Below are 20426 nucleotides of genomic sequence, written 5' to 3' on the forward strand. Positions count from 1 at the left end.
CCTCACTCGCCTTCGGCAAGTATTGGTCGGAACTGGTTTCGTCGCTGCCCCAAAATTCATCTCATCGCTCCCCTTACGGATGAGTGAGAGGCTTCTTTTAGATTAAGCTAAATACTGGAAAAATCGTAGATAGTCGAAGGTGTATCGGCGCTCTAGACAAAGCATTCTCAATCCAAAATTTAAAATGGTATTACCAAAAATACCCTTCTTTAACCGTTGTTTGACGAGTCGATGAATCATATTGCAGGAGATATTTGCGAGCGATCGCATCATTTTCTTGCAAGGCTTTAAATTCTTTTTCTGCAATTTCTGTATCGGTAGAAAGCAAAATCACCTGATGAGAAGCTGAGGGAAAGTAACGCTCAACTAAGTTAGTGCGGTGAGAAGAATCTAGTCTTCCTAACGGAGTATCAATAGCTACTGGCAAGTGATGCCCGGAAACACGAGCTAATCCCCAAAGGAATGCGATCGCTAAAAGTTGCTTCTCTCCCGCTGATAGACGGTGTTTTGGAACCATCTTACCTTGTAAATCGTACAAAGAGAGACCAAAGGTATCAGTATCAATGACTATACGGTGTACTAAATCTGACTTATGTAATAAATAGCGAAAACACTCAGTCACTTCCACTTCCAGCTTATTAAGTTTTTTCAGAGTTAGGCGTTCGCGGAAAAGCTTGAGAGTCTGTTGAACTTTAGCAGAAGCAGCAATTATATGCTCTTTACTCTTACGGTCAATATTTTGGTCTGTATATTTTTTTAAATTCTTTTTTGACTTTTCAATAGCGGCGTCTAATTCAATCAAACAACGTCTTTTTGCTTCATATTCTACTTTGATTTCGGCAACTTTATTTTGTGCTTCAGTGTGGACATCATGTAGCTTTTGATATATTTCCGGAGAAGCAGCCGTTTGCAATTGTCTTTCTAATGTTACAATCTCCTCTTCTTTTGTTCCAAGAACCCCAAGTTGCTGTTGAGCAGAAGATTTTGCCGCTTCTAAAGAATAACTCATGATATTAGATAGTTGAGCAAGCAATTCTGCATCAGCCAATAACCATGCTTCCTCATCATTATTTGAAGCCAATAGCTCGCTTTCCTCTTGAATCAAAAATTTAATTTTATCGAATTTTTCAGATGACAAACGTAATTGAGCAATCTTATTAATTAAACGTTCATTTCTTTCCAGTAAAACACTTCGGGCTATTTGTGTTTGTGAAGAGCGAATTTCACTTTCTCCCGTTTTCTGCACCTGAACAAGTAAAGGTTGAATCAACACCAGTGGTAAAACATCAGCTGCCAATTGACACATAGCTTGACGGACTTGTTCGATTTCTGCAGTTACTTGTGCTTGCTGTTTTTCTAGCTGACTGCGTTCTCCTGCAATTTTGCCACCTTCTGAAATGAATTTATCAAGAGCTATTGTCTGTTTTTCTTCCGCCGATTCTAACTTAGATTTAATGTGTTCTAATTGTTCCTGAGTTGCTTGTTTTTCTTCTGTTTGTTGTTGCAGTCTTTGTTCAATTTCTTCCAGATTTGCCAAGTCTTTTGTATCAGCTAATTCCTTGCGTTTGCGGTTGACTAAAATTTCTAAATCTTCTGCCAAACGTTCTGCCAACTCTAAACCTAAAAGCCCACGAATCGCTTCAACAACATTTTGTGGAGGGATTTCCTGTTGTGCTAGTTCTTTTACCTGTTCGCCATCAAACAGAAATAAGTTAGAAATTCCTAAAGGAATAAGATTTTCAACGTACTCATCCCATATACTAACTAAGCCGATGTCAAGCCATTCGTCGTTTGCACCAATATCCAAAATACCCAAATGGTCTTTCCCATCTTTGGGATTTTTTTCCCAAGTTCGTACAATACGGTATCTCACTGGCTTGTCATTTTCAATATGTTCAAAAGCCAATTCAATACGAGTTTTCTCGATTGGGGGAGTGGAACTGCTAACACATTGCGTGAGAAAATCACTGTAACTTAGATTTCCACGAGTAGAACATTGAGCGCGAGGTCCGTACAATGCAAGGCGAATAGCATCCATTAAAGTCGTTTTGCCACCACCATTCATTCCACCAAATAAGATAATGGGGCTAGAACTATCATTGTTTCTGGGGTCGAGTTTAATAATTTGACGACCGTAGTAAGGACCAAAGTTTTGTAATACGAGTTCAAGGAATATCACAGTTGTTTCTTATACCATTTTGGATTTTAGATTTTGGATTTTGAATTTTGGATTGACAAAGCCTGACATGGGCTTAGTTGCATTGTTTTTCAAACTGGTATTAGTCTTTAAATCTGATAGCTAATTTTCTATCTTGTCCACATTTTTGGCTTGAAACTTAACTTGTCGCCAACTTTGCGATTTGTCCGCTTCCACATTGTTTGTAATAGCAGCGTCACCCAAAGTTAACTGCTTGATCTTAGCAACGTCGCCTTCGACAACCGCCTCTTTTAAATCTCGTTTCAAATGCGCGTTCTTAACTGCTTCATCTTGGGAACGCGAACTTGTTTCAAAACATTTTTCTAGTGTGTCAAATATTCCCACACGGCGAGTCTTTTTACGGTACTGGCGTTCTGTATCCAAGAGATTTGCCATGAGTTCCAAGTGCATTGCATCCTCACTACAGATTTCTTCAAGCACCGCCCATTCATCACTACCTAGCAAACTTATCCCAGCGCCAGGACGGGGATCTTTAAAAGCTTCACCCGTGATTTCCTGATAAATTTTGGGTAAGCTATCATCAAACTCGTGTCTTTCCTCTAGCCATATACGCCGAATTTCACTCAATTCTTCTATAGAAATAAGCGTAATATCGCGCATATTTTCTGGTGCGGTGCGACGAATTTGTAATTGAATAGTTAGGAGTTTTCTCAACCAGTCCTCTCTAGCTTCTTTAACATAGGGACCGGGTATCGGCTCAACTGACACTTCTCCATCTGAGTTGCGCTCGTACAGTTGTACGTCACCATTTCTACGACGAAAGTCTCGGCGATCGCGGTTTTCTTCAGCATCTAATTCCTTACGGAATTCTAGTAGAGGTTGTAACCACTCTTTCTCTTCGTCATTTTGAATCATCGCTGCTAGAGATTTATCCTGACTCACTAGCGTACAAACCCAGCATCCAAAACGAGAGCTACCACAACTGGGGGTGGATGTATCAACAACTAGAGGACATTCATTATCAGCGCTAGCACCTCTATACATAGCGAATAAGTCCTTATTGCTGTATCCCCAAGGGTTTTCCCATTGCATCAGATATAGCCAAACTTCATCGTTTCGCCAGTCTTCAATTGGGCTGTAAACAAGGGAGTTTGGTAAGTTCATATTAGGGCTGAGGCGATCTCGTACCCGCTTGGCTTCCCATTTTTTCATCCTAGCAGCACGATTTGTGCTTTCAGCTTTGCGAGTCCCCAAAACAACAATAGCTTCACCATTGTTTCTGATAACATCGCGAATAAAACGGTTAGAAGGATTGATTTTGAGACGCTCTGTACACCAACGAAATTTTCCTTTTGGAGCTGGGTATCCTTTACCAATAAAACCTACCCAGAATGTTTCTTTAACATCTGGCTGTAGCAGATGAGGTTCTATTGGTATTTGTTGTTCGATAGCTGCTAGTTTCATCTGCTTTAAGGAATTGCGTACCCATGCAGATACATAAGGATTTTCTACAAGGGTGTCTGTTGTGATAACGTGTATTGTTTTAGTTCGCTTGTTCGGTGGAAGTTTTGCGATCGCATTCCACACTAGTTGTAAAGTAGCAGTACTGTCCTTGCCTCCACTGAAACCTAAAACCCAGGGTATTTCGTCTAGACAGTATAACTCTTGGATTTCTTTGGTTAGCTTTTCTGTGTCTTCTACGAACTCTGCTACAGTACGCTGTCCGTTTACTGATATTTTGCTTTCTGTCATTTCTGACAAATCCTCATAATTGCTGGTTACAAATACTTAATTATTGTATATTCTTCACCTTCATTTACTTTTTACTTGTTCCTGACTTTTATAAGCCATTCCTGGCAATGAAAAACATGCTATGATTTCTCGAATTTTGCGACTTGCATCACCATTAATATGTGGCTGTTTTTCAAGACATCCATCTTTCAAGAAACACGGGGAGTGGGGAGTAGGGAGCAGGGAGTGGGAAAAGAGTGTTTCTTTCATTCGTAGGGGTGGTGCGCCGCCCGTGGGACGCTCCTAAGAGTGCTCCTGTTCCCGAAATTAGCTGTAAGTATAACCCTATATTGCATAAATTAGCACAAATTAAAGTTTTTAAAAACTTTCTTTTTAGATACTCATTTTCTTATATATTTAGCTTCAAGTCTATTTATAAGTTTTTAAAAACTAATATGAAGAACACTCAAGACAACTATAATACTGATATGAGCAGTCAGTATAGAAAACCCCAAGATGAGCATCAAAATTTACTGGCTTCTATGCTTGATAAGTATCAAGAGGGAACTGACCAGATTTTAGTTCAGAAAACTGAAATGGGCGGTACTCAGGCATATGTTAGTTCTGTCACCCTAGAATGGTTTGCAAGCCGGGTCAACTTTGCGTCTTACTTACCCTTGTTCCAAAAAAAGTACAATTCCCAGACTGATAACGTCGAGATAGACGCCGAGAGTATTGATGAAATTCAACAACGCCCACTAGATTGGTCGCGTCAAGCACCATTGGTTCAGTATTTGGCGACTCGAAAACACCACAAATTCCCACCAGTTCTAGTGGTTATTAGTAAATCGTGGGTAGACAATCCTGAAGCACCAGAGTGGGACAATGAAGGACGAGCCATAAAACCGACTACTGACTTCACTCCAATCGATAAAGATGGGAAATTCGGATTACTTAACATTTCCGAGAAAGATGTAACTATTTATGCCCTAGATGGTCAACATCGATTGATGGGAGTGCAAGGTTTAATAGAGTTGCTTAAAACTGGTAAACTGCGGAGATACAGAAAGGATAAAACTCCTTTCGATACCTTCATAATGGTCAACGATTTGCTAGAGCAATACCAAGTTTCGCCGGATTACTTGGAAAATGTACCTCAAGAAGAAATTGGCATAGAGTTTATTTGTGCGGTTGCTGCAGGTGAAACCCGTGAAGAAGCGAGGCTGCGCGTTAGATCCATCTTTGTTCACGTCAACCTTATGGCGGTACCTTTGAGTAAAGGTCAACTTGCACAACTGAATGAGGATGATGGTTTTTCTATTGTTGCTAGAAAGATTGCTGTCACCCATCCACTGTTAGAACAGTGCGAAGGAAGGAACCCTCGAGTCAATTGGAATAGTGCAACTGTTGCGACAAAATCCACTGTTTTGACAACCCTACAAGCACTTAAAGAAATGTCTGAAAGATACTTGGGGCAAAAGTTTTTGCACTGGAAACCTTTGGATAAAGGTTTAATTCCTATGCGACCAGAGAATGAGGAACTTGAAGAAGGAATCAAGGATTTTCAAACACTGTTTGATTATTTAGCCAGTCTTCCCAGCTACAACATTCTCAAATATGAAGAGACACCTGTTTTACGACACTTCAGCTTTGAAAAGAATGGAGGTGAAGGAAATATACTTTTCCGTCCTGTTGGTCAAGTTGCTCTAGCTCAAGCTCTTGGTGTTTTAATATTTAAAATAGGATTTTCCTTAGAAGACGTATTTAAAAAGCTGCGTAAGTTCGATCGCGAAGGTGGGTTTAGTAGTATGGAGCATCCCAAATCTATTTGGTATGGGGTTTTATACGATCCAAACAAAAAGCGGGTACAGGTTGCTGGACGGGATCTTGCAGCGAAGTTGCTAATCTATATTTTAGGTGGTGTGGAGGATAGTGTTGAACGTGCTGAATTGCGTAGAGATTTGGTTAAAGCTAGAACTGTTGAAGATAAAACGATAGATTTTGATGGGAAATTCGTTGAACCCAAGCAGTTAGGGATTCCAGCCATAATATAAAATTATAAACTGCGTTTTCTGATATAAGCAGTAACTTTGGAATAAGAATTTGTAGAAATCGATTTATCCGGGTATTAAGGTTTGAAGCAAGAAGATCGATGTGAATTCTTATGCTTATCTCATGCTGTGCGAACAAACCTCAACAAGAACGGGGTTTAAAACTCCAACTATGTCGGCTTTGCTCGTTTTAGATTGGGATCGGAATACCAATACTTAAACTAAATTTCTTCCTTCTTCCTTTATTAAATAAAGACGAGATATTAAGAACTCACAAAACAAGTTTTAACAATAACTTTATGTAAACTAAACAAGGAGAAATGAAATCTACTTTCTAATTAGTTACATTAAGATAAGAGCGAATTTATTACTTAACTAGTAACTACTTTGCGTATATAGCAATCCTAAATCATTTGTAAAATTCTCTCTTCTGTCTTTTCTTGGCGTTCTTTGCGTCTTAGCGGTTAATAATTTTTCCAACTCAAATAGGATTGCTAGAGTTATGCTTAAGCTGCCATTTGAAAATTAGTCTCTTGTATTTGTTACGTCTACCAAATTTTATAGGATATTTATGACTTTTTTAACTGAAGATAGTAACGAGATTATTTCGCCTCAAGATAAAGCTCAGATTAGTACATTAATTGAGCCAATTTTTTCCAAGAATCACCGCGATCGCTGCTACATAGGTCTCATTTTTCAGCAAGGAAAGAAAGCGGGAGATGTTACAAATCAATGTTCCCGCCAGCGACTTTTCCAGCCTTCTTCAAGCAAAACCATCAACTGGTAACGATCCTGATTCTGGTAAAAATCGTCCAGAAGTTCAAGGACATACTGAGGAAATTAAAGATTATATTCTTGACCGTGCTCGTAAACAAAAACCTTGGATTTTGGGAACACTCACTGCAAATGTCAATCCAAAAGACATAAAAATTATTCAATTGTATCGAAATATGTGTTTGGTGATTATTCGCCGTACAGTTAAGCTAGATATTACTGACGGACAGCATAGAAAACGAGCTATTCACGAATTAATGGAAAGCTCTGAAAGCGAGTTAATTGCCGATCATGATTTTCCTATTACTTTAGTTTTAGAAGGTGATTTTCGCCAGTGCCAAACAGATTTTCGAGACATGGCTCAAACTAGAACGTTAGATAAATCTTTATTGCTATCGTTTGGAGAGTATTCTGGTAGAGTTGGTATTACTAAAGAATTAATTGACAGAGTACCAATGTTTTCTGGTAAAACAGAAAAGGTTAAATCAACTCCCTCAGCTAAAAATAAGCTAATTTATACGATGAATTTTCTAGCTAGATTTGTGAGTTGCGTTTTTACTAATAACCCAAATGATGAACTACAAGATTCTGATGTTACAGAGAATTCTGAATTTTTGGTTGAATGCCTAAATCAGTTTTTTTCAGAATGCCAAAATACCAAATATATTTTTGCTAAAAGCATTCAAGAATTAACAGTTAATGATATAGTAAATTTTCGAGAAAATTGTTTACTAGGTGTGAGTGCTGGATTGGAAGTTTTAGGACGTTTACTATACTGCACTTACTCACCTGAAAGCAATTATTTCGATGAAGAAAAAATTTCCCAACTAGCACAAATTAATTGGTCAAGAGACTCCGATTTGTGGAGAAATAATATAGTTAGGATAGATCCTCAATCTAAAAATCCAAATAAACCATATAAACTAGCAACTGCTGCAAATGCTGTAACTGATGCAGTAAAGATGGTAAAAAATAAACTGGAATGGAGCTAGCTTATTAGTTACAGCAGATTACAACTAAGTGAGGTCAGATTGTTGTAAGGGCGCAATGCCTTGCGCCCCTACCGATGTACTTCATTTACCTGAACATAATATAAGCTACAACTCAAGACAGGAATTTAGTTAAATTAAATTCCTCGTCTTCCTCTTCTTGCTCAAATTTTTCAGAACTAAGAAGCAACAAAATACGCTCCAAATAATCCACCGTACCTCGAACCTCAGCTTGTAAAATTTCTAAACCACCGTTAGCATACTCCTCAAAAATACGGAGACGTTCATCTTCAAACTGTTCCTCTTGAGAAGAGAGAATTTTAATATCTTGAGTTGCAGTCACTCCCAATAACTTAATGACTAGATCGTATCCTCTAGATACAAAAATTTCTTGTCCTACAGGAGCAGGTTCCCGTTTAGATATTTCCCCCAAAGCCACACGCCGTTTATGCTTCGCACCCAAAACCGCAGCAAAAGCGATCGCATCAGCATAAGTTTGGAAAAGACCCGTTGCACCATCAGCCGAAGTTAAAGCTTTTACCAAATCAGCCTTATCCTTAGCAACTCTAACTTTGCCAGTTTCCGCCATCTTACTTACACATAAATTGTGATAATCTTAACCTACATTTCAACACAATGTCAGCAAAATTCCTCCGCGTTCTTCCGCGTTCATCTGCGGTTCCATTCCCCCTAAAACTCTAATTCCTACGACCAATATTCTTAAGAATTTGCAAAACACTGTAAAGCTCTCTAGCAGACGTAAACAGAGTAAAAACCCGCGACAAATTATACTGAGGACTCCCAGCCTGACTCAACTTAACAAATAAAATATCATCCCCATTCGTCACCATACCAAACACAGGCTTACTAGGGTAAAGGTTAGCCATCAAATAAGCCAGTGCTTGCGGTAAAGCCGACACAACCGAAAGCGCAGTTTTTTTAGACTCCACCACCATAACCCAAAACTGACTTTGCACAACCAAAACATCAATCCGTCCGCGCAGCACCTCTTCTCCATCGTTCAGCACCAAATCCACAGACGGTTCTGCCTTAATCATAAAAGGAGGATCGTAAAATCCCGCCACTCCCAACAAAGGTGACACCACTAACAATAACACTGTCCCCTCTAACAAATCCCCCGCAGTACGATGATATAAATATCTACGCCGCAGTTCATCCAAAGACGCTTTTTCCACTTCCGTAATTTCAGGCAATCCCTCATACCACTCAGGAAAAAACTGCTCATCCTCAATTCGCACTAAGCCAAAACGATTTTGGACATCAGCCAAACTGGTAATCGCTTCCGTAATTGCTGTAGTTTGTGTCATTCCTTGCTAAGTTCCTGTAATACCCACTTAATACCAATTGGAAAACAGAATGCAATACTGCTCGGATAAGAATTTTTGTAGGTTGGGTAAACCCAACAAATGTCTGTAAATGTTGGGTTTCGTTCCTCAACCCAACCTACGTGTTTTCATAAATCTAAAATCCCAAATCCAAAATGGGACAACTTTCTCAATCCAAAATCTAAAATCCCAAATCCAAAATGGTATGACTCTCCAACTGCAAAAACTCACGCACCCGCGACAAATAATTAGGCGCATCTTCCAACATGGGAAAATGCGCCGTATCTCGAATAACCGTAAATTCAATATTCTCATTCAATGCTGCTGCTTGACGCCCCATCTCAGCCGGAATAATTTTGTCATACTCTCCAGAAATCAGAAGTGTAGGCACTGTTATCTCAGCAAACGCCTGTGGCATTGATTCAGCTGCAGCTTTACTCACTGCTGTAAAAATAGTTCCCAAAGCAGCATCATAATCAGCTACCAGAAAATCTTCCAAAAAAGCTTTACGTTCTGTAGCCAAGATAGGACGACGCAAAAACCGCGCCATAAACATTCGGTCAATCAATGGTATGTTCGCCAACCACTTCGGGCGGAATTTCACAACATAGCCACCAAATTTATGAAAGGCTGCAAACGCTTTTTCGTCGTACTCAAAAATTCCAGCGCAAGTCAAAATTGCCCTTTCCACTCTTTGCGGGTAAAGATTCAGAAACAACGTCACAATTGACGTTCCCGTAGAATGAGCCGTAATATACACTCGTTGAAGCTGCAACGTGTCTAACAAAGCTGCCAAATCCCTAGCATATTCCTCAAGCTCATAAGTTAACTCCTTAATAGCTTGAGATTCAGCTGAGTGTGATCGCGATTCAAAAGATTCAGCAACAGACTCACTTGCTTGAGCTATAGTTGGTTTCCCATAGGAACGCCCAAAGCCACGCATATCATAGAGCAAGCAATCGAACTGTTCTGATAAAACTTGTGCCGTACTCTGCCAGTACCGACCAGAACCAGCCCAACCATGGACAAAAACCATCACAGGTTTCTCTAGCACCTCAGATGGCTTTTTTATCCACTCGTAATAATGCTCAACACCACGAACACTAACGTATGACATTTGTCCTTTGTCCTTGGTCATCTGTCCTTTGTCCTTTGTCTAACAAATGACTATGACAAAGGACTAATGACTATTATGCCGATTCTGGTTTTGGTAGTGAAGATGGATGCACCAACAATTCAGCCGTTGAACGTTTCTCTACCATCTCCCGCGTTACCGTGCAACGAGTCACGTCTTTACGGGAGGGTAGCTCGTACATCACATCTAACATCAGTTCCTCAACAATACCTCGCAGCGCCCTCGCACCTGTTTTACGACGGTATGCTTCCTGAGCAATTGCTCGCAAAGCTTCTTGCTTGAACTCTAGCTGAACGTTGTCCATCTTCAGCAGTTTTTGGTATTGCTTTACTAAAGCGCTGCGGGGCTGGGTCAGAATCGCCATGAGTGCTTCCTCATCTAGCGGTTCTACCACTGCTACCATTGGAATCCGCCCGATGAATTCTGGAATCATGCCAAATTTCACCAGGTCATCTGGTTCTAGGTGACGCAGAGTATCAGCCGTGCGCCTGTCTTTCGTTTGACCTTCGCCCGGTTGTACAAAACCTATTGACTTTTTACCAATTCTTTGATCTACCACTTTTTCCAAACCAACGAAAGCACCACCGCAGATGAACAAGATATTGCTTGTATCAATCTGGATGCAGTCTTGATAGGGGTGCTTGCGCCCTCCTTGAGGTGGAACATTAGCGATCGTCCCCTCTAACATTTTCAGCAAGGCTTGCTGTACGCCTTCGCCAGAAACATCGCGAGTAATTGATGGGTTTTCGCTTTTACGAGCAATCTTATCGATTTCATCGATGTAAATAATTCCTCGCTGCGCTTCCTCAACATCTAAATCTGCCACTTGTAACAGTCGCAGCAAGATATTTTCTACATCTTCTCCCACGTATCCCGCTTCCGTTAGGGTCGTAGCATCAGCCACAGCAAAGGGGACTTCAAGAATCTTGGCTAGAGTTTGTGCTAACAGAGTCTTTCCACAACCAGTGGGACCAATGAGCAAAATATTGGACTTTTGTAGTTCTATAGCATCATCCAATGCTTTGCCACTGCCTTTCGCCTGAATTATGGATAACCGCTTGTAGTGATTGTAAACGGCGACTGAAAGAACTTTTTTAGCTTCCTCTTGACCAATAACGTGTTCGTCCAAGTACTTCTTAACCTCTCGCGGCTTCGGTATTTGATTAAACGAGAGATTGGAAGAGCGACGAGCACGTTTTTGAGGTGGTTCTGACCTGGGTGCTGGTTGAGACGACGCTGCCCCATTCGTGTCTAGTAACTCTTCATCCAGGATTTCATTACACAAGTCAACGCATTCATCGCAAATGTAGACTCCCGGTCCAGCGATTAGCTTGCGAACCTGCTCCTGAGACTTACCACAAAATGAACACTTTAAATGGGAGTCGTACTTAGACATACCAGCCTCTTATTTCAGAACGGTGACGTTTTCCCCTGCAACGGGGAGATTTTGTCGTAGAATGACCTGATCGATCAAGCCATAGTTTTTTGCCTCTTCTGCCGACATAAAAAAGTCGCGTTCAGTATCGGCTTCTACTCTTTCTAATGGTTGACCAGTGTGCTGAGCCAGTAACTGATTCAACTTAGATTTATGATAGAGAATTTCTCTGGCTTGTATTTCGATGTCCACTGCTTGTCCCTGAGCACCACCCAATGGTTGGTGAATCATAATTCGGGAGTCAGGAAGAGACATCCGCTTGCCACGAGTTCCTGCTGTTAACAGAAATGCCCCCATACTGGCAGCTAATCCAAAACAGATTGTCACCACATCGGGACGAATTTGCTGGATTGTATCATAAATTGCCATGCCTGCTGTAACGGAACCACCGGGAGAATTGATGTACAGTTGAATGTCTTTTTCAGAATCTTCGGCATCTAAAAACAACAACTGGGCAACAATCGAGTTAGAAACGACATCGTCAATGGGCGTTCCTAGAAAAATGATTCGATCGCGCAGCAGACGAGAGTATATATCAAAGGCTCGCTCTCCTACTCCGGATTGTTCTACCACCATCGGAACGATGTTGCTAGGACTACTCAGCCCGGAGTAAAGCTTGAAGTCACTCGAACTCTTCAATTGGTAGTTTCCCGACTGTGATACAAGCATATAAGAACTTTTGATAACAAGTGTAACAGTAATTTCAGCAGCCAGAGCTGCTACGAATCAAGAACTGAATTCGCAATATAACTATGTGTTAACCATTATGCCTTATAGAAATTGCTCCCGTGTGAAACAGTATCAAATCTCAGTGACCTTTTGCCAAAATTTTGATAATTGGTCACTGGTCATTGGATTTTAGATTTTGGATTTTGGATTTTGGATTGGTTACTGGTCACTGGTCACTGGTCACTGGTCACTGCTCGCTGCTCACTGATTCTGCTGTCACCTCCACCGTTTGTTCTGACGCTGTTGGTGTGAATTCTGCTTCAGTCACCGGAACAGTTTCGGCAACTTCCACTTCAGAACCTTCCTCTGTTGCTGTTTGGGCACTCAAAGACCCTTCTGGCACTAGTTCAACAGTTGCTCGTTCTAAGAGCCAATCCATGATTTTTTCAGACAACAGTTCATTTTTCACAACTTCCTGAACTCTGTCAGGATCGACATCGCGATCGCCATACTGCTCTAGCAACTCTTCAACCCTAGCTTTCACCTCTTCTGGGGACACTTCGATAGATTCGCGCTTACCAATTTCCTGTAAAGATAGCGATCGCTTGAGACGTTCAATAGCTTCACCACGAGAACGTTCCCGTAACTGAGGAATCACATCTTGGGTAAACAACTTCTTGACATCAAGACCCTGTTGAGAAAGACGGACTGCTGTTTGTGTCAGCATCGCATCCACTTCCTCCTGAATCATCGTTTCTGGCAAGTCCACTTCTACGTGCTGTACCAGTTCAGCCAACAGGGCTTCCTGCTTGTTTGATTTGGTTTTCTGTTCTGCCTCCTTCTGGAAACGTTCTTCTAAAGAACCGCGTAATTCTTCAAAAGTTTCAAAATCACTGGCTTCTTGAGCAAAATCATCGTTCAATTCCGGCAGTTCTTTTTCCTTCAGTTCCTTAAGCGTAACCGTGAACATAGCAGGCTTTCCTGCCAACTCCTCATTTGCATAAGGGTCTGGAAACTGAGCCGAGATTTCTTTGGTTTCCCCAGGATTCATGCCCACCATTCCCATGATAAAACCAGGAATGAATTTATCTTCCTGCAACTCCACCTGAAAATCAGTTGCTTCCCCACCCGGTATTGGTTGCGGTTCTGTGGATTCGTCCTCACCTTCTGCTTTAACGATAACGCCCTTGAAATCAACAACAGCAACATCACCGAGTTGGGCTGCTCTTCCTTCTACAGGAATTAAAGTCGCCATTTGTTGCCGTTCGCCGTCCAAAACTTGTTCAACCCGTTGTGGGTCGTACTTGACTTCCTCTGCTTTCAGCTGTAATCCCGTGTAATCACTGACCTGTACCTCTGGCTGAACATCTACAGACGCAGAAAATGTCAAAGGTTTACCGGGTTCATAGTGATTTATCAACTCCTCAAACGAAGATCGTAATTGTGGCTGACCGATAGCTTGAACTTCTGCTTGTTTAACCGCTTTTTCAATCCCATCTTGAATCAGTTCTTCCAGCGCGGCTGCCTTAATACGAGTTACGCCCATGCGCTGTATCAATACTTGCCGAGGCACCTTACCTTTACGAAACCCAGGAATATTTGCAGTACTCGCTAAGTTTTTAATGACTTTTTCGTAACTTTCCTTGGTCTTTTCCGGGGTAATTTCTATTTCCAGACCAACTTGACTGGCGGGAAGTTTTTCCTGGGTTACTTTCATCTTCGTCTCTACGTATGTCGCTGTTTTGGTGTTTTTTTTTCTAAGTAATTTTTCGGAACTGCAAAAAACAGATTATTTCATCCTTGTAGTGCGGGACTTGCCTACACTACTAGAATGTTGAAACATTTTTTCTTTGAAAGTTCCTTAGTTCTTGACACTTTATCTCAAATTAGTTTAGCTATTAATCCTCCAAATAGTTTTTCCCAAAGAGGTGACACGTGATATCCTGGTTCTCAATCAGCAGTTTGCATGACCTGCGTATAGCGTAGGGACAACTGTCTAATGGGGCTGAGCGCAGTTCTTGCGACATTCGACTAGCTTGCTGTCGAAGTCCATCTGAATCATAGTACATCAATCACTCTGATAAAGCACCTTGATAGGGAGAATACCTGTCATCATGCTAAAGTGCAGACATATGCATTTTTGCATCAACTGGAAACAAGCAGTATAATGGTGCTTGATTGGGTTGAAACTTTAATGATTATTAATTGTTGTAAAATGCAGCAATCACAAGCATAACTTAAGAAAATAAATGTATTAAATTAAGAAATACGATCAATTGCTAAAAATAATAAAACTATCTATTAAAAGGTTGACAAGGCATATGATATATGCCAAGCACATCTAGATTATGAACTTTTACAAGAACTTGCACATAACACTATTTTAGAGGAGGAAGTCAGTTTGTCTAAATCCTACCGCATAGCTATTTTGGGAGCGACAGGTGCCGTTGGCAAAGAGTTGCTAGAATTACTAGAAAACCGTAATTTCCCTGTTTCCGATCTCAAGCTTTTGGCATCAGAGCGAACTGCAGGGCAGAGGAGATCATTCAAAGGGGAAAGTTTATTAGTAGAGCCAGTCAGTGACAAGGTATTTGAGAACACGGATTTGGTACTTGCCAGTGCAGGAGGTTCGACCTCGAAAGTTTTGGCACCAAAAGCTGTGGCATCAGGTGCTGTAGTCATAGACAATTCCAGTGCCTTTCGCATGAATCCGGAAGTTCCCCTAGTTGTTCCAGAGGTAAACCCAGAAAGTGCCGCAACCCATAAAGGCATTATCGCTAACCCCAATTGCACCACAATTTTAATGGCAGTGGTTGTGTGGCCCTTACACAAGGTAATACCCGTCAGCCGGATAGTAGCTGCAACCTACCAATCTGCTAGTGGTGCAGGTGCTAGAGCTATGGAGGAAGTCAAAACCCAAACAAGGGACATCCTAGCAGGCAAGGAACCTGTGGCTGAAGTATTCCCCTATCCCTTAGCATTTAATTTATTTCCCCACAACTCCCCATTAAATGACTCGGGGTACTGTGAGGAAGAAATGAAAATGGTTAATGAAACCCGTAAAATCTTTGGGGAGCAAAGTATAAGAATTACGGCAACTTGTGTGCGGGTTCCCGTACTCCGCGCTCACTCAGAAGCGATTAACCTAGAATTTGAAGAACAATTTAGCCCAGAGAAAGCAAGAGAAATTCTGCGGCAGGCACCTGGTGTAAAATTGGTGGAAAATTGGCAGGCAAACTATTTTCCAATGCCAATCGAAGCGACAGGTCAAGACGAAGTTTTAGTAGGAAGAATTCGCCAGGACATCTCACACCCGTGCGGTTTAGAACTATGGCTATGTGGTGACCAAATCCGTAAGGGAGCAGCATTAAATGCGGTACAAATTGCTGAATTGTTGGTTGAAAAAAGTTGGTTGAAGCCACAAGAGTTAGTGGTTAGTGGATAGTAGGGGCGCAAGGCCGCCGCGCCCGTACAGTGGTTAGTGGTTAGTAGCGTATTAACAACTAACAACCAATCAACCAACAACTAGCAACTAACAAAAAATAAGGAGAAAACGAAGGGTGGTAGATTTTGGTAGAGTTCTAACCGCTATGATTGCACCGTTTCATGAAGACGGAAGTGTAAATTACGATGTAGCAGCAGAACTAGCAGTGCATCTGGCGAACAACGGAACTGATACAATAGTAGTGTGCGGCACAACCGGAGAATCCCCTACCCTAAGTTGGGACGAAGAATACCAATTATTTTCTGTGGTGCTGCAAGCAGTGCAAGGAAAAGCTCTTGTTATGGCAGGTTGTGGATCGAATTCCACAAAAGAAGCAATTGCTGCTACCCAAAAGGCAGCTACAATAGGAGTACATGGCACACTGCAAGTGGTTCCTTACTACAATAAGCCGCCGCAAGCAGGACTTTATCAGCATTTTCAGGCGATCGCCCAAGCAACGCCGGAAGTGCCAATATTGTTATATAATGTTCCCGGACGCACTAGTCAAAATCTTTTACCACCGACAGTGGCGCGTTTAGCGGAAATTGATAATATTGTAGGAATAAAAGAAGCAAGTGGAAATTTAGACCAGGCGAGTGAGATTCGTCGGTTGACACCAAAAGATTTCCTGATTTATTCTGGCGATGATTCGTTAACACTACCTTTGTTAGCAGTGGGGGCAAAGGGAGTAGTCAGCGTAGCTTCTCATGTTGTAGGTAACCAACTACAGCAAATGATTCAAGCTTTTGAATCGGGTCAGACTCAGTCGGCGAAGGAAATACATCTCCAACTGTTTCCTTTGTTTAAAGCTTTATTTGCAACTACCAGTCCAATTCCAATTAAGAAAGCATTGAACCTTTTGGGTTGGAAAGTGGGTTCGACTCGTTTACCACTAACTGAGGCAGATCCAGAAGTCAGTCAAAAGTTAGAAACAGTTCTTCAAGAACTCAATCTCATTTAGCAACAACTAGTGAAATACGTGCAGGTTGTTTATTGTTGAAGTTACTTATAAGAAAACGTGTGTAATTTTACCATGTCGCAGGTAAAAAATCTGTGCTACGACTAAAGTTAATATAATTAGTCATCGCAAATTAAAGTTAACTAGTGAGGGTTGTCATTTGTTATTTGTCATTGGTCATTTGTCTCGGTTATAACAATTTTTCTATGTCATTACACAGTGGCTTTTATTTGCATCCAGCTACATGGATTGCCAGTGTTTCTATTACAAGAAAACTTCTAAATCTCGCGTTTTTAACAACAGAGAAACAACGCTCTAAAATCTCATATTTTTAACGAAGAACAACGAAGGGAGAAAATGGTAAAAAACGAAACGTCTGCTGCCGTAAAAATTATTCCATTAGGTGGCTTGCATGAAATTGGCAAAAATACCTGTGTTTTCGAGTATGAGGATGAAATTATCCTTTTAGATGCAGGGTTAGCTTTTCCTACAGAAGCTATGCATGGGGTGAATATTGTTCTACCAGACATGACTTACATAAGGGAAAATCGTCACAAAATTAAGGGGATGATTGTTACCCACGGTCATGAAGACCATATTGGTGGTATAGCTTTTCACCTAAAACAATTTGAAATTCCTGTTATTTACGGTCCCAAATTAGCATTGGCGATGCTAGAAGGGAAGTTAGAAGAAGCAGGAGTCCGCGATCGCACGGAGTTAAAAACCGTTCAGCCCCGCGATGTCGTCAGAATTGGCCAACATTTCTTTGTTGAATTCATCCGCAATACCCACTCCATAGCCGATAGCTTTACCGTAGCCATTCATACACCTCTAGGCGTAGTCATTCATACGGGAGATTTCAAATTTGACCACACCCCAGTCGATGGTGAAAGTTTTGATATCCAAAGGCTAGCCGAACACGGAGAGAAAGGCGTACTGTGTTTGATGAGTGATTCCACGAACTCAGAAGTTCCAGGATTCACCCCCTCAGAACGTTCCGTCTATCCAAATTTAGAAAGAGTTTTCAGTCAAACCACGGGACGACTCTTCGTTACAACCTTTGCTTCCAGCGTGCATCGCATCAACATGATTTTGCATCTGGCACAAAAGTATAAACGCACGGTGACAGTGGTTGGGCGTTCCATGCTCAATTTAATTGCTCATGCCCGTAATTTAGGATATATCAAATGCGAGGACAATCTACTGCAGCCGTTGCATGTAGTCCGCAATCTTCCCGATGAAAATGTACTGGTCTTGACAACAGGTTCTCAAGGTGAGCCAATGTCAGCCATGACGAGAATCGCTAGGCAAGAGCATCCCCACATCAGAATTCGGCAAGGAGATTCAGTTGTATTTTCAGCCAATCCCATTCCCGGAAATACCATCGCAGTGGTAACCGTAATCGATCAATTAATGATGCAAGGGGCAAATGTAATCTACGGTCGCGATAAAGGCATTCACGTTTCCGGTCATGGATGTCAGGAAGACCAAAAGCTCATGATTGCCCTGACCAAGCCCAAATTCTTCCTACCAGTTCACGGGGAACACCGGATGCTGGTAAAACACAGCCAAACAGCTCAAAGCATGGGTATTCCTGCTGAAAACATGGTCATTATCAAAAATGGCAATGTTGTAGAATTGACATTAGACTCCATCAGTGTTGCTGGGAAAGTACCAGCTGGACTGGAATTGGTAGATACGTCCGGTATTGGTATGGTCAGTGACAAAGTGTTGCACGAACGGCAACGCATGGCAGAAGAAGGCATTGTCACAATTGCAACAGCAATAGATTGGACTGGCAAACTCATGGCGAAGCCAGAAATTCATCTGAGAGGTGTTGTTACTAGTTTTGAGCGATCGCTACTGCAAAAATGGGTACAACAACGACTTGAAGAAATTCTTAGCGTGCGTTGGTCGGGATTTGCCGCCTCTTATGAAAGCGATCGACCAGAGGTAGATTGGGTTGGATTGCAAGAGCATCTAGAAAAAGAACTTGCACGCTCACTGAAAAGAGAACTCCATTGTCAACCAACAGTGACATTGCTGATGCAAATTCCTGATGAGCCTCCAGTGAAAGTTGCCGATGGTAGAAGACGGCGCACTCGCACAGCGGCTCAAGTCGCATCATAATTAAACCCTCACCCCCAACCCCCTCTCCCATTGGGAGAGGGGGCTTTTTGCTCTCGTTCCCCGGCTCAGCCTTGAAAATAGGGAGTGGGAAAGAGGGATTTTTAGGTGAAAACTGCTGTAATCAGTGAGCCTAACCAATCAATAAAAAAGTTAGAAGTAAAGTTAAGACAGTCAGAGGCAACCCAAAGCGCAAATGCTCCAAAAAAGTCAGCTTGTAACCCAACTCAGCAGCAGCTTCCACAACAATTAAATTAGCTACCGATCCAAACAAAGTGAGATTTCCAGCCAAAGTCGATCCCGCCGCAAGCAACAGCCAAGACTGGGAACTGTCTTTAGGAATTAAAGGTTGGAGAAGCAGCACAGCTGGAACATTAGAAATCAGGTTGGATAATATAGCCGTCACGCTCACTAGACCAGCCGGTGAATGCACTGCATGAGTGAACGGCTCAAGCAAATTCAACTTTTGGGTCACCTTAGAAAGGATAAAAAGCCCAGAAAACATAACTAGCAGATTCCAATCCACTTGTTTGAGGATGCGCTGTGGTTTAATTCGTCGAGTGATTAGTAATAAACTAGCAGCAACAAGGGCAGACTCGGCGAGAGGTAACCCCATCGCAAAAGCAATCAGCAATCCGGTAGCGATAATTAAAGTTTTTTGATACAAAGGTTTATAAATACGTTCTTGACCAATAGGCAATTGCCTGCAGGGTTGACGCGATCGCACATCTGGGTATAGTAGCCACAGCAACCCTACCTGAATTACCAAACCTATTAAAGCAATGGGAGTCAATTCCCTTGCAAAATTTAAATAGCTTATACCTGAGAAAGAACCAATGAGAATATTTTGGGGATTTCCACTCAAGGTCGCGACAGAACCAATATTAGTAGCCCCAGCGACTGCAAGTAAATAAGGGATCGGATTTAAATTTAAGCTCCTTGTGAGGCTCAAGGTGAGTGGCGTAAAAACCAGGGCCAAAGTGTCATTGAGAAAAAAAGCAGAAAGGATACCACTGCCAAAAGTTAAGACAGTTATTAAGCCAAATGGACTGCGAGTAAAACTAAGCAATACTGACAGGGATCGCGGAAAAAAGCCAGCAAAAGATAAATTGGCATTAACAACCATCATGCTAAGCAGAAACACAATTGTTTTGGCATCAATAGCATCCCAAGCTTCTTGTAACTTAAGAACACCCAGAGCAATTAGAAATGCCGAACCCACCAAGGCAATTGTGGCGCGGTTCATACGTAAACCAGGGAAAAAACCAAATGCCAACCCCAAGTAAGTCAGTCCTAAGACACCATAAATTGCAAATTGAAGCAAAAGCACAACATTAAATAGGGGTTAGGGACAAATGACCAATGACCAATGACATACTTTCTGATGTACGCAGTTTGCGAGCGCTGTTTACTTTTTTTAGTAAAACTTTATTTTTCTTTACATATTCATATTTTTTCTTCAATAAGGCTGTAAGATTTACAAGCTAAAAACAATGTAAAATCTACGTAGTTTGGCTAGAAGCTAATAATCAACTTCCGAGCGCTATTTTCCAGTATTTTTACTTAAAA

At 41.5% G+C, this 20426-nt stretch carries 15 protein-coding genes; 6 read left to right on the plus strand and 9 right to left on the minus strand.

The genetic code is table 11. The features are described 5' to 3' along the window. Positions 1 to 190: 190 nt before the first annotated feature. Positions 191 to 2179, minus strand: a complete 1989-nt coding sequence (gene dndD, locus WA1_RS30900; protein ID WP_017740443.1) for a DNA sulfur modification protein DndD — start codon at positions 2177 to 2179, stop codon at positions 191 to 193. 120 nt (positions 2180 to 2299) lie between these two features. Continuing rightward, the gene (gene dndC, locus WA1_RS30905; protein WP_017740442.1) at positions 2300 to 3910 is read right to left on the minus strand and encodes a DNA phosphorothioation system sulfurtransferase DndC; all 1611 of its coding nucleotides are present in this window, start codon (positions 3908 to 3910) and stop codon (positions 2300 to 2302) included. Between the two features lie 434 nt (positions 3911 to 4344). Between dndC and WA1_RS30910 the strand changes: the two genes are divergently transcribed. The 3 genes from WA1_RS30910 to WA1_RS30915 all read left to right on the plus strand — a co-directional run bounded on the left by WA1_RS30910 (position 4345) and on the right by WA1_RS30915 (position 7706). Continuing rightward, positions 4345 to 5943 (plus strand): DGQHR domain-containing protein, encoded by a 1599-nt coding sequence (locus tag WA1_RS30910; RefSeq protein WP_026134357.1) that lies wholly within the window; start codon positions 4345 to 4347, stop codon positions 5941 to 5943. A gap of 568 nt (positions 5944 to 6511) precedes the next feature. Then, a complete protein-coding gene (locus tag WA1_RS60435; protein WP_272819261.1) occupies positions 6512 to 6727 on the plus strand; it encodes a hypothetical protein in 216 nt (71 codons plus the stop codon). Further along, complete coding sequence (locus WA1_RS30915) at positions 6660 to 7706, plus strand: DNA sulfur modification protein DndB (protein ID WP_017740439.1); 1047 nt, start codon at positions 6660 to 6662, stop codon at positions 7704 to 7706. The genes WA1_RS60435 and WA1_RS30915 overlap by 68 nt, the downstream gene beginning before the upstream one ends. Positions 7707 to 7818: 112 nt before the next feature. Here the strand turns inward: WA1_RS30915 and WA1_RS30920 are convergent, their stop codons facing one another. The 6 genes from WA1_RS30920 to tig form a co-directional block, all read right to left on the minus strand. Continuing rightward, positions 7819 to 8292: a DNA phosphorothioation-associated protein 4 gene (locus WA1_RS30920; RefSeq protein ID WP_017740438.1), complete on the minus strand. Its 474-nt coding sequence runs from the start codon at positions 8290 to 8292 to the stop codon at positions 7819 to 7821. A 109-nt stretch (positions 8293 to 8401) separates the two neighbouring features. Continuing rightward, a complete protein-coding gene (locus tag WA1_RS30925; RefSeq protein ID WP_017740437.1) occupies positions 8402 to 9031 on the minus strand; it encodes a type I restriction endonuclease subunit R in 630 nt (209 codons plus the stop codon). A 199-nt stretch (positions 9032 to 9230) separates the two neighbouring features. Next, positions 9231 to 10166, minus strand: a complete 936-nt coding sequence (locus WA1_RS30930; protein WP_026134356.1) for an alpha/beta fold hydrolase — start codon at positions 10164 to 10166, stop codon at positions 9231 to 9233. Between the two features lie 73 nt (positions 10167 to 10239). After that, entirely contained in the window at positions 10240 to 11580 is a 1341-nt protein-coding gene (clpX, locus tag WA1_RS30935; RefSeq protein WP_017740435.1) for an ATP-dependent protease ATP-binding subunit ClpX, read from the minus strand. A 9-nt stretch (positions 11581 to 11589) separates the two neighbouring features. Beyond that, the gene (clpP, locus tag WA1_RS30940; protein WP_026134355.1) at positions 11590 to 12288 is read right to left on the minus strand and encodes an ATP-dependent Clp endopeptidase proteolytic subunit ClpP; all 699 of its coding nucleotides are present in this window, start codon (positions 12286 to 12288) and stop codon (positions 11590 to 11592) included. A gap of 247 nt (positions 12289 to 12535) precedes the next feature. Then, the gene (gene tig / locus WA1_RS30945; RefSeq protein ID WP_017740433.1) at positions 12536 to 14005 is read right to left on the minus strand and encodes a trigger factor; all 1470 of its coding nucleotides are present in this window, start codon (positions 14003 to 14005) and stop codon (positions 12536 to 12538) included. 684 nt (positions 14006 to 14689) lie between these two features. On the opposite strand from tig, the gene WA1_RS30950 reads away from it, so the two are divergent. The 3 genes from WA1_RS30950 to WA1_RS30960 all read left to right on the plus strand — a co-directional run bounded on the left by WA1_RS30950 (position 14690) and on the right by WA1_RS30960 (position 18860). After that, positions 14690 to 15733: an aspartate-semialdehyde dehydrogenase gene (locus WA1_RS30950; RefSeq protein ID WP_017740432.1), complete on the plus strand. Its 1044-nt coding sequence runs from the start codon at positions 14690 to 14692 to the stop codon at positions 15731 to 15733. 115 nt (positions 15734 to 15848) lie between these two features. Next, the gene (gene dapA, locus WA1_RS30955) at positions 15849 to 16733 is read left to right on the plus strand and encodes a 4-hydroxy-tetrahydrodipicolinate synthase (protein ID WP_017740431.1); all 885 of its coding nucleotides are present in this window, start codon (positions 15849 to 15851) and stop codon (positions 16731 to 16733) included. Between the two features lie 354 nt (positions 16734 to 17087). Continuing rightward, a complete protein-coding gene (locus WA1_RS30960) occupies positions 17088 to 18860 on the plus strand; it encodes a ribonuclease J (RefSeq protein WP_017740430.1) in 1773 nt (590 codons plus the stop codon). 130 nt (positions 18861 to 18990) lie between these two features. On the opposite strand, the gene WA1_RS30965 is transcribed toward WA1_RS30960, so the two are convergent. Next, complete coding sequence (locus WA1_RS30965) at positions 18991 to 20187, minus strand: anion transporter (RefSeq protein ID WP_017740429.1); 1197 nt, start codon at positions 20185 to 20187, stop codon at positions 18991 to 18993. Positions 20188 to 20426 lie beyond the last annotated feature (239 nt).

It is taken from the genome of Scytonema hofmannii PCC 7110 (genome assembly GCF_000346485.2).
In the GTDB taxonomy this organism is placed as follows: Bacteria; Cyanobacteriota; Cyanobacteriia; order Cyanobacteriales; family Nostocaceae; genus Scytonema; species Scytonema hofmannii.